Here is a 14,060-nt window from a genome sequence, read left to right on the forward strand (position 1 = left end):
GGTAGTTATCCCAGTCTTACGGGCAGGTTGCCTACGTGTTACTCACCCGTCCGCCGCTAACCATCAGAAGTGCAAGCACTCCATCAAGTCCGCTCGACTTGCATGTATTAGGCACGCCGCCAGCGTTCGTCCTGAGCCAGGATCAAACTCTCCAATAAAGTTGAAACTCATTGAATAAGCTGATAGCTCATTTTGAATCTGACGAGAATTTTACTTCTCATTTAATACCCACTCGTTGTTCAGTTTTCAAAGATCAACTTCGTTTCTTTCGTCATCGCTGTGTTTCAGCGGCGACTTAAATAATATATCATACTGTTTCATAGAAAGCAAGCACTTTTTTTTGAGAAAAAATCAGGTTTCGAAAAGCGGCTTTCCGGCCGACAAGCTTGTCCGCTCATCGGGATAATTAATATAACATAAAACAGCAACAGGCTCAAGCAATTAAGCTCTAGTATTTAATGGAATATTGTCCATCCAAGCATTATGAGGAGACAAAATAGAAAATATAGCGGAGGGGTTACCTCCGCTTTTCCTTCGCATCATCTATCTGCTTATCCGTTAATCCAAGGGTTGCGCAGCTCGGATCTTGCATCCCGAACCTCTGAATTCGATTTCTTTTTGATAGAATCAGAGGAAGATCCGCCTTTTCTTTTATTCGTTTTCCCGGCCAGCGTTCTTCCCGATATCCTGGCATCTTTTTTGGCATTGGATTTTTCCCTTGTTCGGGTTTTCGCCGCTTGGGAAGAAACATCTGCCTGGCTTGTGGTCGCATTGGCTTTCAAAGCCTCATCCGTCGCGGCATCCGAATCAGCCTCCGCATCCCGTTCAAAGTAACCAGGCACTGATGCTCCAAACCCTCCCAGAGGTGCCACGGGAACGTTAGGCTGATTAGGCATCTCCGGCATACCATACATATCAGCCATACCATACATACCCGGCATTTCTTGCATTCCCTGCATTCCCTGCATTCCCTGCATTCCCTGCGTTCCCGGCATTCCCTGCATTCCCGGCATTCCCTGCATTCCCTGCATTCCCTGCATTCCCGGCATTCCCTGCATTCCCTGCATTCCCTGCATTCCCTGCGTTCCCGGCATTCCTTGCATTCCCGGCATTCCCGGCATTCCCGGCATTCCCTGCATTCCCGGCATTTCAGGAATTCCATAGGGGGATACAGGATAGTGTGGATTCGACATAGGCATCGTATGAGGATAGTTTTCTCCAGGCTGGTAATGCGCTTGGTGATAGAACGTTTGAGGACCGCAGCAAGGCGATGGGATATACGGAGTCGGCCAACCGTAAGATTGAACCCCTCCATACGCTTCGTGGGTTAACGGCATATTTGCCGGCGCTTGATATCCCGTCCAAGGCTGCTGCCAAGCCGGTTCATGGCTGTGATGCATATTATCACATGGCTTCTCCATATAAGAGTCCATAGGATAACCTCCGGTCTCCGGCCCGATATTATCGGGTGCCATATACATCGGTGCGTTGGAGATTCCAGGATATTCCCCGCTGTACGCATGTTGGGAAGGCATCAAATGATCCAGCGATTGAGGATAGTCGTAACTAAAGACTTTTTCCGCTTCTACGGGGTACTGATGAAACAAGTTCTCATTTTCATATTTCGGTACGGACCCATGGCAACCGCAAGGCGAGACCGGATAAGCTTGAGTCGGTGCTACAAATGTCGGCTGCTCCAGCTGATAATTATACGGGGACGGTAAGATGGGGTATTCGGGCTTTGGCGGACATGGCGGCTCTTCGGAATGTACGGGCTGAATGTTAATATTCTCATAAAAGATTGGTTCATAAGAGATATGTTCTACGCCAATCTCCACTTGTACGGGTGTCGGCAACGGTGCAGGCGGCTTGGGCGGTTCCACATTTACCGGAGCCGGCATCGGTTCAGAGAGGGCTGAAGGTACGGGTTCCTGAGCCGGAATGGGCGCTACGTTTGGAGCAGGAGCGGGAGCGGGAACCTGCTTCAATTCTTCCGCTTTCTCCGCCTTCTCCACTTTTTCAACCTTCTCCAGCTTCACTTCTTTCTTGGCTTCCGTCATGGGAGCCGTGTTTTTCTTACCGGCGGCCCCCGAAACGACAGGCGGTTTATTCGAATTTTCCTGGCTTGACGACGAAGGCGAATGAGGTGCGCCTGAGGGAATGTTGATAACTTCCCCTACTTTTAATTCGTTAGGGTCACTGAGTTGAGGGTTAGCCCCGATTAAAGTTTGCAGGGACATTCCCCAGGCTTTCGCGAGCTTCCACAAACTATCACCCGACTTCACCACATGTTTGTATACATTGAAGCCCTCCCCTTCGACCGGGACCGCAGCCGCCGGAATTTTCACCTTATCGCCCAGATTCAATTGTTCCGGATTAACGATTTGCGGATTGGCTTCAATCAACTTTTGAAGGGGCACATTATATTTCTTGGATAGTTCAAATAAAGTGTCTCCCTTTTTGACAATGTGAATTTTCACGCGCTAAAGACCTCCTAAATTTCTTCTCCGGTACGTGAATCTCCCGCCCCGGGGCCCAATTAATACATCCTATGCAGAAGCCCAGTTTTTTGACTCTCGGGAAAATAAAAAAATCCTACCCGTCTCTTCCGAGATAGAGTAGGATCTTCCTAATTTCAGCGGCTTACCAAACTTTAACGCCGTCTTTATCGACGATGCTGCGGAACTCCTCCAGCAATGCCAAGGTAATCGGTCCGGCATGGCCTTCGCCGATCACACGGCCGTCGACTTCCCGAACGGCGATGACTTCAGCCGCAGTCCCCGTCAGGAACACCTCATCAGCGACATAAACATCATGCAGCGTAAAAGGCTCCTCCTTGATTTTGTAGCCTTTTTGATGGCAAATGGCGATGATCGCCTGGCGGGTAATGCCGTCCAGTGCTCCGAGATAGCAAGGCGGCGTTGTGATGACACCGTTCTTGATGATAAATATATTATCCCCGGAGCCCTCGGTAACATACCCTTGAGCGTTCAGCATAATCGCTTCGCCCGCGCCCGAAAGATTGGATTGGATCTTCACCAGTATATTGTTCAGGTAGTTAAGCGACTTGATCTTCGGATTGAGCGCATCCGGAACATTTCGTCTCGTAGATACGGAAACGGTCTTCAAGCCGGTTTTGTAAGCTTCCTCCGAATAAATCGCCAACTGCTCTACGATAATGATGACCGATGCCTTCGGGCAGCGGTTCGGGTCCAGTCCCAAGTTGCCCGGTCCGCGCGAAACCACCAACCGGATGTAACCATCGCGAAGTTCATTCCGCTTCAGGGTTTCGACGAGGGCCTCTTCCATCTCCTGATAGGTAAGCGGAATATTCAGCATGATCGATTTGGCCGAGTCATAGAGCCGGTCGAGATGTTCCTTACATTTAAAAATATTGCCGTTGTAGATGCGAATTCCTTCAAAAATCCCGTCACCATACAAAAAACCGTGGTCGTATACAGAGACTTTTGCATTTTCCTTTGTCACGAATTGTCCGTCTAAATAAATCCATTGTTCTGCCATGATTACTGCACCTCCGATTTTAGTCCTTCATAGGTGTAACTTGGATAGCTGCCCAGAATACGCACCTGACATCCCAACGCCTCAATTTCCCCGATCGCCGAAGGAAGCAGCACCGAGTCCATTGGAGCGAGTACATCCATATAAAAATAGTAACTTCCCAACCGTTTCTTGGTTGGCCGCGATTCAATCCGCGACAAGTTCAGTTTGCGCCAGGCAAATGCCGACAGCACCTGGTGAAGCGCGCCCGGAAAATCTTCCGGCAGGGTAACGAGAATGCTGGTTTTTTGCTCGAATCGGCTTGAGCCGACTGGCAGGCGCTCAGGTCCGATCAGAACAAAACGCGTATAGTTATTGTTATGGTCGGTAACCCGATCCGCCAGAATGTCCAAATGATGCCGTTTGGCCCCCAAAGTGGTTCCGACGGCGGCCCAACCCGCCCCCGGATGCCGGCTTACGATCTCCACCGCTTCGGAAGTACTGCCCACATGCTCCAGCTCCGCATGCGGCATGCGCGAACGGATAAACTGCATGCATTGAGCCATCGCGACCGGGTGTGAAAGGACCTTATTCACTTTGGAAAAATCCAAAACCCCTTCTGATTGGAATTCATCCCTTCTTCCGATCAAATTTTGAATGGAGGGATAGACCCATTCGACTTGCATCGGGATATCCACCTCATGGACGAGCCAATCCATATGCAAGGTTACGGAGCCTTCGATCGTATTCTCGATGGGGATAACGCTGTACTGGGTTTTTCCATTTGCCGTCGCTAAAAACACATCCGAGATCTGTTTATAATGGTGCAGTTCCACAGGCTCATCACCGAACAAATGAAGCACCGCCTCATGAGAAACCGAGCCCTCCGGCAGCAAAGCGATTCGTTTCATGCTTTTACTTCCCCTTTAATAATGTCCAGTATTGAACGTTCTTTTTCCATAGTAATCTCGGCGGCTCCATGCGTGCAAGGTTTTAACCAAAGTGTTTTGGCGGAAATCCCCTCGCTATCAAGGACGCGGAGCAGGAAATCCTTTAGTTCCTCCCCGCGCTGATTATTACGGTCCGTTAATGCCAGGATGGTGGGCCCCGCGCCGCTTAGCGCCGCTCCCAGGGCCCCGTACCGGGGGGCCTCATCCAGAATTCGGGCCATCCCGGGAACAAGAGCCGCCCGGTATGGCTGGTGCAGGCGATCGCGCATCGCTTCCGCGAACAGATCCAATCTTCCGGCAGCCAAAGCACCGGTAAGCAACGAGGCACGGCTGACATTATAAACCGCGTCGCTCATGCTGACTTGCTTCGGCAGCGCTTCTCTTGCCGCGGTAGTGGAAAGCTGAAAATCGGGAATGGCGACGAGCACCTCCAGCTCCTCCGGCGGCTCAATCCGCAGGGCGGTGGCGTGCATCCCGTCCCAAACGGCCGTAATAAACCCGCCGTACAAAGAGGCGCCTACATTGTCGGGATGATGCTCCAAAGCGGTGGCCATGTCGAAAAGTTGTTCGCGCGTCAGCGGCGAGCCGATCAGCAGATTGGCGGCATAGAGCGCGCCGACGATCGCCGAAGCGCTGCTGCCAAGTCCGCGCGTCAGCGGGATGTCCGAGTACATCGAAATTTCCAACTCCGGCACGGAAATGCCCGCCGTTGCAAACACGGACTGGGCGACCTTGTAGATCAAGTTGCTTTTGTCCTTGGGCAATCCGTTCAAATTGTCGCCATACAAATGAAAAACCGTAGAAGACGCCGGTTTGATTTCCAGCCAGGCATAAAGATTCAGCGCCATGCCGAGCGTGTCAAAGCCCGGCCCGAGATTCGCGGTGCTGGCCGGCACCTTGACCCGCACCCCTTCCTGCCGGATCATAACCAACCTCGACTATATTCCTTGTATATATTTCGTGCTATTAAGGCATTCATGAATGCGAAGCTCCTTTATCATTTGGAATTGCGGTCTAGTTTTTCCTCTGCCGTTACCCTTCCACCCGGTATACGCTTTTAACCCGGCGTATCACTTCCAGAGTTTCAAAATGCTGCAGTACCTGATCCATGCTTGCTTTGCTGGCATTGTGGGTAACGATCATAATCTCGGCGTCCGGCGTGTCCGCGTTAGGGGATTGAACAACCGATTCCAGGCTCACTTCGTATTCCGCGAACGCTTGGGTAATTTGCGCGAGGACCCCCGCTTTGTCCGCAACCTGAAGCAAGAGGAAATTTTTGAACATGATTTGCTCGTCGCTCTTCAGCTTTTTGGGTTTGTAAGGTACGATGGCCTTGAGTCCATTCACGCCAAGCTTCAAGTTCTTCACAACGGCCACCAGGTCGGCTACCACCGAAGTGGCCGTCGGCATTTCGCCCGCACCGGCTCCATAGAACATCGTTTCGCCAACCGCCTCACCGTAGACGTACACCGCATTATAAACACCGTTCACCGCGGCGATCGGATGGCTCTTCTTGACCATCGTCGGCTGAACGCTGATGCTGAATTCGTCATCCTGGCGGTCTGCGATACCGAGCAGCTTCATTTCATACCCCAGCCGCTTCGCGTAAAGAATATCTTCCTTGCTCACCGACGAAATTCCGCGGACTTGTACATCCTGCAGCTCCACATTGGTCCGGAAGCCGAGCGTACCGAGTATCGCCATTTTGCGTGCGGCGTCCAGCCCCTCCACATCGGAGGTCGGGTCCGCTTCCGCATAACCAAGAGCCTGGGCTTCTTGAAGAACATCATCATATGAAGCGCCTTCCTCACTCATTTTGGACAAAATATAATTTGTCGTACCGTTGACGATCCCCATAATTTTCATGATTCGATCCGAGGAAAAGCCTTCGATCAGCGTCCGGATAATCGGGATACCTCCGGCGACGCTGGCTTCGTAGAATACATCGCATTGCTTCTCCATGGCTTTGGCCAAAATTTCCGATCCGTAGAGCGCCATCAGGTCCTTATTGGCGGTTACGATATGTTTGCCGCGGTCCAGCGCTTCAAGAATGTACTCTTTCGTGCTTGTAACCCCACCCATGACCTCGACGATGACATCGATCTCGGGATCGCGAATGACCTCCCATGGATCCTCCGTCAACTTGCCGCGGTCGATTTCAATATTCCGCTTTTTGTCCAAACTCTTGACAGCTACCTTCTCGATTACGATCGGGGAACCGACCTGGCTGCTCAAATCCTCCTGGTGCCCCTCCACAATACGGACCACCCCAGTACCGACCGTACCTAATCCAAGAAGACCTACTTTAACGGGTTTCACGATATGTCCCCTCCTGCTTCATCATATTGTCCGGCATGAACTTAATTCTTTCGCCGGGTTTGTTTTGTTGCCATTACCCTTGGCCGACGATTTGCGTCTTTTTGACACCCGGAATGCTTTGGAGCATTTCCATCATCGTATCCAAATCCTCGGTCATCCGGGAGGTCTCCACGGAAATGACCACATTCGCTCTGCCCTGCAGAGGAATACTCTGATTAATCGTGAGCAAGTTCCCGCCGGCCCCGGCGATCTGGGCAAGAACTTTGGATAAAATCCCCGAGCGATGCTCCAGATCAAAAGAGACCGTAACGATGCTCTCGCGTTCGATCTGATTCAGCAAATGAATCCCATCTTTGTATTTGTAAAAAGCGCTGCGGCTCAGCCCTACCTGTGCCACCGCTTCATGGACCGTCTTCGCATCCCCGACCGCCAACAGTTGCTTCACCTGCAGCGTTTTGATGATCGCCTCGGGCAAAATATCCTCACGGACCAAATAATAGCGTTCTTTCACAAACGTCCTCTCCTTAGAGACTCTTGTTTACGTATAGTGGACATTATATCGAAATCACCGGTCAGAGGCAATCCTTATTTGTGAAATACCAGCGCGGATTTTTATGTACGCGTAATTGCCCATTTATTACCTCCTTGTCGGGCGACGCCAGAATATACAGAAACGGATACAACGTCCCTTTGAAGGGCGGTACCCGTTTCGTTTAGTTCAGCATATCCGTTTATATAAAAGGTTTAATAGTAGTAGCTGCTTCCTTCGACGAACTCGAATTCAAAATCCCCGATGCGAACCAAAGTTCCATCCTTGGCACCGCGGTTGCGGAGCTCCTCGTCGACGCCCATATGGCGTAAAGTGCGGGCCAGCTTGAGAATCGCGTCATGGGTATTCAACTGCATCCGCTTCATCATCCGCTCGATCTTCGGACTTTCGACGATGAAGGTTTCGTTCTCTCTGCGGATCGTAAAGCTGTTGTCGTCGGTTTTTTCGAGCTTGTAAATCTTTCTTTCCGCTAGCTCGGTTACCTCTTCAATGGCCGGCGCTTCCGGAATTTGATCCAGCATATCGGCTGCCTTGTACATGAGCTCCTGGACCCCTTTACGGGTCAATGAGGAGATCGGCAGGATTTCCAGATCCGGACGAATTTCCTGGATTTGCTCTCTAAACCGCTCCAGATTTTCTTCCGCTTCCGGCATGTCCATTTTGTTGGCGGCCACGATTTGCGGACGGTTCTCCAGATCGGCATTGTACAATTTCAGTTCATCGTTGATCTTCAGCCAATCCTCGAACGGATCACGCCCTTCCGAACCGGCCATATCCACGACATGGATAATTAGCCGCGTTCGTTCCACATGCCGCAAAAACTCATGGCCCAAGCCGATGCCTTCATGCGCACCCTCGATCAGTCCCGGCAGGTCGGCCATGACAAAGCTGCGCCCCTCGCCGACGTCCACTACTCCGAGGTTCGGTGTAATGGTTGTGAAGTGATAGGCGCCGATTTTCGGCTTGGCTGCCGACACCACGGAAAGCAACGTGGATTTCCCGACGCTGGGAAAACCGACAAGCCCCACATCGGCCATCACCTTCAGCTCCAGCACGATCCAGCGCTCTTCGCCTTCCTCCCCGTGCTCGGCCAGTTCGGGAGCGGGATTGTTCGGCGTAGCGAAACGGATATTGCCGCGCCCGCCGCGCCCGCCGCGGGCGACAACGATCTGCTGTCCGTGCCGGGTCAAGTCCGCCAGCACTTCCTGCGTATCGTCGTCAATGATGACCGTTCCCGGAGGAATTCGGACGATCATATTCTCGGCATTGGCCCCATGCTGGCTCTTGTTGCGCCCTTTCTCTCCGCGCTGGGCCTTGAAATGCCGCTGATAGCGGAAGTCCATCAAAGTCCGCAGCCCCTCGTCCACGCGGAAAATGACGTCTCCTCCCTTGCCGCCGTCGCCGCCCGCCGGTCCTCCCTCAGGCACATACTTCTCTCTCCGGAACGCGACGAGGCCGTCGCCGCCATCGCCGCCTCTAACATATATTTTCGCTTTATCTACAAACATGCCTTCACCTCATTCTAGTTTGCGCAAGACACTCTCAGCCTTAAACAGATCAGCTTGGGATCGACCTGCTCGGCCAGCACTCTTTTTCCGGAGTTCCACAAATCCAGATGCCGTTTCAAAATTTCCACATTATCCGCGGAGCCGCCGTCCCTTTCAAAAACCGCAAGCACTTCGCCGCCCTCCCGGCACAGGGACAGTTTCAACTGCAACACCTCTCCCCAGGAAGACCGCCCGCTAAACTGATAGGCCCGGATGGTCTCGATGATCGCTTCCGTAAATTCCTCGGCGTCTTCAACGGTGAGCAGATCGCCAAGCTGCAAATCGTCCGCGATGGAAACCTCAAGCTGCACCGACCTGTTCAGCTCGCGGAACGAATGGAGGAAGAACACAAGCGAAGGAACCCCTAATTTGGAGATTTTGCTGTCCGCAACCATCCGTTCTTTTATTCTGTCCACACATCCGGCCAGTTTATCATACTTGCCCAACTGAATATAACCATACAAAATTTGCAGATCGTTCATCCAATCATGACGATGATGTCCCAGCGTCGCCGTCGCTGTTCTTTGCACGGATTCGAGCAACTGCTTGCGCTCGGTTTCCGCCTTCTTGTTTATATACCTTACATACCCGTAAAAAATGCCGAGCAGACAAGCACTAAGAAGTAAATAAGCCGCCGGTGAGTGGAGATAATACATAAGAATCAGACAAGCAATGGATAGCGCGGCAACCAAAGCCGGCGCCATTAGCCGATGTTTCATGCGTTTCCCCGTTCCTCTAAACAGATTGGGTGTGCCTTCCACCCTGACATCAATACCCAGTATATCATAAACCTTGTCAGAAAAACTGCACATCAATATATACTTTTCTTGCATACATCCGAATAAAAAAGCCCCTGGCATCCATATGCCAAGGGCTTCTATACCTCGCTAGTCAGCAAAGCTCTTAAGCTTCTACCGCAGCCGCTACAGGAGCGGTTTCCACTGGGTAGACGCTCACTTTTTTACGGTCGCGACCCCAACGTTCGAATTTCACGACGCCGTCCACTTTGGCAAACAGCGTGTCGTCTTTACCGATTCCCACGTTGGTACCCGGATGAATTTTCGTGCCGCGTTGGCGAACGAGAATGCTTCCGCCGGTAACCGTTTGGCCGTCAGCACGTTTAACGCCCAGGCGTTTCGCGATGCTGTCGCGTCCGTTCTTCGTGGAACCTACGCCCTTCTTCGAAGCGAACAACTGAAGATCCAATTTCAACATTGTCCATCTACCTCCTTCTTCAAGTAATCACGTCTTTTATTTGAATATACTTTCCGTATGAGCCTTCGATACTCCGCAGCATAACGACCATGGATGAGAGCAGCAGTTGTACTTGCTGTGCCATATCCGGACGAACTTCACCGGGAAGCTTTGCATTCAGAAAGCCGTTCTTCATCTCGGCTTCCATTACGGTTCCCGTCAGCGCCTCAATGGAATTCACCGTACCAACGGTAACGGCGGAAACACCGGCGCACACAATGTCCTGTCCCGGTTTGGCATAACCCGCATGACCGGATACTTCAAAACCAGCAATGTCGTTATCCCCGTCGCGCAGAATGGAGACGATAATCACCTATCGCACCTTCTTACGCTTGGATTTTCTCGATGGTCACTTTTGTGTAAGGTTGACGATGACCTTGCTTCTTGTGGTAGTTCTTTTTCGGCTTGTATTTGTAAACGATGACTTTTTGGCCTTTGCCGTGTTTCTCGACTTTCGCCGTTACACTCGCGCCGGATACCAATGGAGCTCCCGTTACCAAACCTTCGCCTTTCGATACTGCCAACACGCGGTCGAACGTCACGCTAGCGCCATCCTCAGCGTTCAATTTCTCGATGTAAAGAACATCGCCCTCTTGAACACGGTATTGTTTACCGCCGGTTTCGATAATTGCGTACATTTGCTTGCACCTCCTCATGTCTCAGACTCGCCTGATTCAGGTGCCGCCGTCGCTGAAGACAAGCGGACTTCCAAACCCGATCGGAGCGGTTGCAGCATGTGTACAAGACCAACTTATAACACATACCCTAATATACTATCACGGGTTACCTAAAAAATCAATGATCACATGGAAATTGCGACTGTTCCCTTATCCGTTTCCTCGTCATTTCCAACAAGCCCAGTTTGGTCCAGCCTAAAATATGATGCTGCGTACGGTCCCCGGTCATCGAGTTCTCCAGCATGTCCAACACGGTGGAGCGATGGTTTTCATGGCTCATATCAATGAAGTCGACGATGATGATCCCTCCGGTATCCCGGAGCCGGACCAATCGGGCAATTTCCCGGGCCGCCTCCAGATTCGTCTTGAAGACGGTATCCTCCAGATTATCACCCCCGGTAAATTTCCCCGTATTGACGTCGATGACCGTCAAAGCTTCGGTTATATCCCAGATGAGATAACCGCCTCCCGGCAACCAAATTTTGCGTTGAAAATCCTTGTCCAATTGCTGCCGAATACCATAATGCTGAAACATCGGGACATCGCCTTGATACAACCGGATGTTCGGCTTCTTCCCCTGCAGCATTCCGGCCAAAAAGGCGGAAGTTTCCCCCGCCTGCTCGGCGCAATCCATGATAAGCTCGTCCGTTTCCGGACTGTATACGTCCCGCAACAGCCGCTGCACCATGCTGAGGTCATGATGCAGTTCGGAAGGTGCGGGAGCCTGCTCCCCTTTCCCAAGAATCGCTTCCCACTGCTTCCGAAGCTGGGTTAGGTCTTCAAGCACCTCCTGCCCCCCGGCATGTTCCGCTATGGTCCGGAGGATAAGCCCTTCCTCGGAGCGGCGAAGCGCCTCGCCGATTTCTTTCAGGCGGTTGCGCTCCTCTTCCCGGCCGATCTTCTTCGATACCGCCACGTAACCGGCCGACGGCATGTATACGAGCCAACGTCCCGGCAGCGAGTAGTGCGTCGTCACCCTCGCTCCCTTGTTGCCGATCGCCTCTTTGACGACCTGGACGATAAGTTCCTGTCCCGGACGAACCAAATCCGTGATCGGTGGTTTTGTCTTGGGTTGCTTTTCCAAGTGAGGATGCAGCAAATCATCAATATAAAGAAATGCGTTTTTCTTTTGCCCGATGTCGATAAAAGCCGCTTGCATTCCCGGAACTACATTCATCACTTTGCCTTTAAAAAAACTGCCAATGAGTCCTCTTTTTTGAGAACGCTCAGCTGCATATTCCACCAGCTTATCCTCTTCCAGCAGCGCCATCTGGGTGGAATCAGGACCGCAGTGAATCATCAACTGTTTCATTGATTTCACCCTCATTCGTACGTTCTGACCAAACGCTTTTTTATATTATACCACGGCTTCCTGCATCAGGCGCCCGGGTCGCCCCGCAAATAGGAGGAGATTACCCGCTGTTCGGGCACTACCGCCACAATTTGTCCCTGCAGGTTCATGATATATATAAAATGATACTTTTCTCTCCTGAAAAGACGCAAAAGCTGATCCAAAGGTTTCGATCTATCGGCGATAATGGGTTGGGCCAAACTCCCGTACATCAGATGGCGGGTGAAAGCCCCCTCCCGGTTCACCAAAAAACGCACAAAACGATAAGGAATGTTCCGGTAATCGACATAATTGGAATAGAGCAAAAAAACGCCTACCAGCAATAGGTTAAAATGAAGCGGGCCGGTTCCGAGGAGAAGAGGCAGCGCCGAATATAAAACGACAAGCACGCTGCCCGCCAGGCTGATCCGGATCGACCATACCAGTGTAGGATGAAACGGAAGGAACATCCCGCACAGGGATTGACAAACTTTACCACCGTCCAGCGGCAAAATCGGCAGCAAATTGAACAGTGCGATAAGCAAGTTGCACTCCACAAAATAAGCGAAAAAAGGGCCTTCCCAGAGCCCGCCCGCATGAAGCAGCCAGGAGATTCCGATCAGCAGCACATTTTGGGCCGGACCGGCCAAAGCGATGATCATCTCCCGGGCCGAGCTGAGGCGGCCGGTATCTTCCATCACCGCCACGCCGCCGAAGGGAAGCAGTTGCACCGATATCACGGGTATCCCGAACATCCGGGCCGCCGCGACATGGCCCAGTTCATGGACAAACACGATCGCAAACAGGGCCGCAAGCTCGATAAAATGCCCGGTAAAAACGGAAGCGAGCATCACCAGCACGAACAAAGGATGAAAAGATATCCGCATTCCGCCCCAATTATTCAAATGAAATCACATCCGTAGGATCGATATACCGATCTTGCTTTTTCAGGGCGAAATACAAGGTAGGATGCGCGTCGTCCAAGGAAGCCGGCAAAGTTCCGAGCAGATCGCCTCCTTCCACCCAATCCCCTTTACCGACGGCAAGCTTCTCCAAGTGACCATAAACCGAAACATATCCTTCGGCATGCTGAACCGTCACCGTCGTGCCGGTCAACGCGTCATTCGTCACGTTAAGTACACGCCCGGTTTCTATGCTTTTCACCTCGGCCCCGCCGCCCGAATCTGCGCCGGGGATGACTTCCACACCCTTAAGATTAAGCACAAAGGGCTCGGCGAGCGTGCCCTGGATCGGGGGGACAAAACCGTTCGGGGCATCAACTTTAAGCCCCTGTTCTTCATGATGCTTGAATATTGGAATAAAGGTAGGCGGACCGCCAAAAATCTTCTCATACCAGGCCTCAGCGGCCCCAAAATCCATTTCTTGCGTCAAAGACTGGGCCACAAAAGCGCGAATAGGTAAGGACCAGTCCGGCTGAAACCGGTCAACCCCCCATATTCCCGCAAACAGAATCGCACTTAGGACCGTACGAACCCACAAGGACGACCCAAAAGAACGGCGCTTTCTTTCCGTATCCCCCCCATCCCCTCCGGGAGGAAAAACCTCCGTTTTGTCGTTCCATCGCCCTTTTCCCCGCTTCCACAGAAGCTCCGGATCAGGATCGGGATCGTAATCCGCCCTTGCGGGCTGTTGATGGACAACCGAAGGGCTGTGCTCCTCCGTTCTCCCACGATCCCTTCCTCCCCCTTGGGCGTCGTCAAAAGCATAAATCTGGCCGGTACCGGCCAAATCTCCGGCCGTCAATTGCCTGATGCGTTCCTCGCGTCGCTTTCGAACATTCGATTTTACGTCCATCTCCGCACCCTCCCGGTCGCATCTAGTGCTATATATGTATGAGGAGCTTGGCCGAAATATGAACAAGCCGCCGGCGTCCGGCGGAGTTCGGAAGCTCAAGCAAAAAAACCGGAGCCTTCC

General features: G+C 52.0%; 14 protein-coding genes, 1 rRNA gene and 1 other annotated feature. All 15 genes read right to left on the bottom strand.

The window, feature by feature from the left end:
- Nucleotides 1-158 (bottom strand): 16S ribosomal RNA (locus tag V4U84_RS25590); the annotation flags it as partial.
- Between the two features lie 393 nt (nt 159-551).
- Nucleotides 552-2,480, bottom strand: coding sequence for a LysM peptidoglycan-binding domain-containing protein (locus tag V4U84_RS25595; protein ID WP_334076003.1), 1,929 nt, complete (start codon nt 2,478-2,480; stop codon nt 552-554).
- 163 nt (nt 2,481-2,643) lie between these two features.
- Nucleotides 2,644-3,522 carry a branched-chain-amino-acid transaminase gene (ilvE, locus tag V4U84_RS25600; RefSeq protein ID WP_334076004.1) on the bottom strand — a complete coding sequence of 293 codons (879 nt, stop codon included), beginning with the start codon at nt 3,520-3,522 and terminating at the stop codon, nt 2,644-2,646.
- 2 nt (nt 3,523-3,524) lie between these two features.
- Complete coding sequence (gene pheA / locus V4U84_RS25605) at nt 3,525-4,409, bottom strand: prephenate dehydratase (protein WP_334076005.1); 885 nt, start codon at nt 4,407-4,409, stop codon at nt 3,525-3,527.
- A complete protein-coding gene (thrB, locus tag V4U84_RS25610) occupies nt 4,406-5,374 on the bottom strand; it encodes a homoserine kinase (RefSeq protein WP_334076006.1) in 969 nt (322 codons plus the stop codon). The genes pheA and thrB overlap by 4 nt, the downstream gene beginning before the upstream one ends.
- Before the next feature lie 106 nt (nt 5,375-5,480).
- The gene (locus V4U84_RS25615) at nt 5,481-6,767 is read right to left on the bottom strand and encodes a homoserine dehydrogenase (RefSeq protein ID WP_334076007.1); all 1,287 of its coding nucleotides are present in this window, start codon (nt 6,765-6,767) and stop codon (nt 5,481-5,483) included.
- A 73-nt stretch (nt 6,768-6,840) separates the two neighbouring features.
- Nucleotides 6,841-7,278 (bottom strand): ACT domain-containing protein, encoded by a 438-nt coding sequence (locus V4U84_RS25620; RefSeq protein WP_334076008.1) that lies wholly within the window; start codon nt 7,276-7,278, stop codon nt 6,841-6,843.
- 233 nt (nt 7,279-7,511) lie between these two features.
- Nucleotides 7,512-8,825 carry a GTPase ObgE gene (obgE, locus tag V4U84_RS25625; RefSeq protein ID WP_334076009.1) on the bottom strand — a complete coding sequence of 438 codons (1,314 nt, stop codon included), beginning with the start codon at nt 8,823-8,825 and terminating at the stop codon, nt 7,512-7,514.
- 14 nt (nt 8,826-8,839) lie between these two features.
- Nucleotides 8,840-9,583 (bottom strand): Spo0B domain-containing protein, encoded by a 744-nt coding sequence (locus V4U84_RS25630; protein WP_334076010.1) that lies wholly within the window; start codon nt 9,581-9,583, stop codon nt 8,840-8,842.
- A gap of 184 nt (nt 9,584-9,767) precedes the next feature.
- Nucleotides 9,768-10,079, bottom strand: a complete 312-nt coding sequence (gene rpmA / locus V4U84_RS25635) for a 50S ribosomal protein L27 (RefSeq protein WP_044481732.1) — start codon at nt 10,077-10,079, stop codon at nt 9,768-9,770.
- A gap of 19 nt (nt 10,080-10,098) precedes the next feature.
- Nucleotides 10,099-10,431 (bottom strand): ribosomal-processing cysteine protease Prp, encoded by a 333-nt coding sequence (locus V4U84_RS25640; protein WP_334076011.1) that lies wholly within the window; start codon nt 10,429-10,431, stop codon nt 10,099-10,101.
- A 13-nt stretch (nt 10,432-10,444) separates the two neighbouring features.
- Nucleotides 10,445-10,756 (bottom strand): 50S ribosomal protein L21, encoded by a 312-nt coding sequence (gene rplU / locus V4U84_RS25645; RefSeq protein ID WP_059040908.1) that lies wholly within the window; start codon nt 10,754-10,756, stop codon nt 10,445-10,447.
- Between the two features lie 13 nt (nt 10,757-10,769).
- Nucleotides 10,770-10,857: a sequence feature (ribosomal protein L21 leader region), on the bottom strand.
- Nucleotides 10,858-10,913: 56 nt separating this feature from the next.
- The gene (locus tag V4U84_RS25650; protein ID WP_334076012.1) at nt 10,914-12,107 is read right to left on the bottom strand and encodes an Rne/Rng family ribonuclease; all 1,194 of its coding nucleotides are present in this window, start codon (nt 12,105-12,107) and stop codon (nt 10,914-10,916) included.
- Between the two features lie 65 nt (nt 12,108-12,172).
- Complete coding sequence (locus V4U84_RS25655) at nt 12,173-13,030, bottom strand: M50 family metallopeptidase (protein ID WP_334076013.1); 858 nt, start codon at nt 13,028-13,030, stop codon at nt 12,173-12,175.
- Entirely contained in the window at nt 13,023-13,940 is a 918-nt protein-coding gene (locus V4U84_RS25660) for a M23 family metallopeptidase (RefSeq protein ID WP_334076014.1), read from the bottom strand. Before V4U84_RS25660 ends, V4U84_RS25655 begins: the two co-directional genes overlap by 8 nt.
- Nucleotides 13,941-14,060 lie beyond the last annotated feature (120 nt).

The organism is Paenibacillus sanfengchensis, from assembly GCF_036864765.1.
In the GTDB taxonomy this organism is placed as follows: domain Bacteria; phylum Bacillota; class Bacilli; order Paenibacillales; family Paenibacillaceae; genus Fontibacillus; species Fontibacillus sanfengchensis.

Bases quoted from the DNA above. Each gene is read 5' to 3' on its own strand.
- V4U84_RS25630 (WP_334076010.1), bottom strand. From the start codon at position 9,583: ATGAAACATCGGCTAATGGCGCCGGCTTTGGTTGCCGCGCTATCCATT.
- pheA (WP_334076005.1), bottom strand. From the start codon at position 4,409: ATGAAACGAATCGCTTTGCTGCCGGAGGGCTCGGTTTCTCATGAGGCG.
- rplU (WP_059040908.1), bottom strand. From the start codon at position 10,756: ATGTACGCAATTATCGAAACCGGCGGTAAACAATACCGTGTTCAAGAG.
- ilvE (WP_334076004.1), bottom strand. From the start codon at position 3,522: ATGGCAGAACAATGGATTTATTTAGACGGACAATTCGTGACAAAGGAA.
- thrB (WP_334076006.1), bottom strand. From the start codon at position 5,374: ATGATCCGGCAGGAAGGGGTGCGGGTCAAGGTGCCGGCCAGCACCGCG.
- obgE (WP_334076009.1), bottom strand. From the start codon at position 8,825: ATGTTTGTAGATAAAGCGAAAATATATGTTAGAGGCGGCGATGGCGGC.
- rpmA (WP_044481732.1), bottom strand. From the start codon at position 10,079: ATGTTGAAATTGGATCTTCAGTTGTTCGCTTCGAAGAAGGGCGTAGGT.
- V4U84_RS25660 (WP_334076014.1), bottom strand. From the start codon at position 13,940: ATGGACGTAAAATCGAATGTTCGAAAGCGACGCGAGGAACGCATCAGG.
- V4U84_RS25650 (WP_334076012.1), bottom strand. From the start codon at position 12,107: ATGAAACAGTTGATGATTCACTGCGGTCCTGATTCCACCCAGATGGCG.